The sequence below is a fragment of the Mesorhizobium sp. M1E.F.Ca.ET.041.01.1.1 genome, assembly GCF_003997355.1.
In the GTDB taxonomy this organism is placed as follows: Bacteria; Pseudomonadota; Alphaproteobacteria; order Rhizobiales; family Rhizobiaceae; genus Mesorhizobium.
This window is the reverse complement of record NZ_RZSL01001040.1, coordinates 1-1,242: the sequence shown is the minus strand read 5'-3', so window position 1 is coordinate 1,242 and position 1,242 is coordinate 1. Positions and strand designations below refer to the sequence as shown.

At 63.0% G+C, this 1,242-nt stretch carries 2 protein-coding genes; one reads left to right on the top strand and one right to left on the bottom strand.

Translation table 11 applies throughout. The features are described 5' to 3' along the window. The coding region (locus tag EOA38_RS37140) for a LysR substrate-binding domain-containing protein (protein ID WP_127301544.1) at positions 1–544 on the bottom strand (544 nt) is incomplete at its 3' end. A gap of 112 nt (positions 545–656) precedes the next feature. On the opposite strand from EOA38_RS37140, the gene EOA38_RS37135 reads away from it, so the two are divergent. Then, entirely contained in the window at positions 657–1,064 is a 408-nt protein-coding gene (locus tag EOA38_RS37135) for a 4-oxalocrotonate tautomerase family protein (protein WP_126094881.1), read from the top strand. The last annotated feature ends 178 nt before the right edge of the window (positions 1,065–1,242 follow it).

Genomic DNA, 1,242 nt, shown 5'->3' with positions numbered 1-1,242 from the left:
GCGGCACTGCTTCCTGCCGCGTCGCCAATCCTTTTTCCGAGCAGAGCCACAGCATCGGCTCGCTGATGAGGGCCGCTTCATCCGGCGAAGGGGCATGGCGCATGGTGATCGCGAGGTCCAACTGACCTGCCTGCAGCGCTGACTCGAGCTCCAGGGAGCGGCCGACGCGCAGCTCGATCCTGACGCGCGGATGGCTGACCGCGAAGGCGCGCAAAAGGTCGGGCAGCCCGTGGTCGGCAAAGTCCTGCGTCGTGCCGATAGCGATGCGCCCACCGGCGCGCGCGCCTTTCAGCGCCAGCCAGGCCTCGGTCTGGACGGCAATGATGCGCCGCGCGTGACCGACAAGGTCCTCGCCGGCCGGCGTCAGCCCCCGTCCCCTGCCCTGCGGGACCAGCAATGGCTCGCCGACGATTTCTTCCAGCCGCTGCATCTGCGCGGTCACCGCCGACGGCGTGCGGCCAACCGTGGATGCAGCCTTTGACAGCGATCCGCCGTCGACGAAGGCAAGGAAGGTTTTCAGGAGATCAGGATCGAGCATTTCCATACTTCGATGATATCGAATCTTTTGTCAAAAACAATTCGATTTTCTTGATGTTATGATGGTGGCATGGTCCCTCCATCGGCGGCGCGAAGCCGCTCCAACGCAGGAGAGAAAAATGCCGATCATCAATGTCAGCGTCACCGGCAAGCCGGACGCAAAACTTTCCGCCGCGATCGCGAAGGACATCACCGAGATCACGGCCACGCATCTGCGCAAGGACCCTACCATCACCGCCGTCGCGGTCAGCTATATCGACCCGCAGCACTGGTTCGCCGGCGGCAAGTCGCTGGCCGAGCATGGGACGAACACCTTCTGGCTCGATATCAAGGTGGTGGATGGCACCAACACCAAGTTGGAGCTCGAAGCCTATCTCAAGACGATCTTCGAAGCCTTCGGCCGCCTGCTCGGCGGCGTGCACGAGGAAAGCTACGCCTTCGTGCATGAGGTGCCGGCGGCGGCCTACGGCTTCGGCGGCAAATCGCAGGAGTTCCGCTTCATCAGCGGGCGGCTGAAGGCGGCGTAGCGGCGACGCTCCCCTTCTCCCCTTGTGGGAGAAGGTGGCCGAGCGAAGCTCGGATGGATGAGGGGTGTTGGACGGAATGGGGCGTCGCAGGTTTAAGTACCTAAAAGCATTGAATTTTCCGACGCCTCGTTTCTTCCAGCACCCCTCATCCGGCTCGGCGCTGCGCGCCGATCCACTT

Excerpts from the sequence above, each read along its gene's own strand:
- EOA38_RS37135 (WP_126094881.1), top strand. The coding sequence starts at position 657 with ATGCCGATCATCAATGTCAGCGTCACCGGCAAGCCGGACGCAAAACTT.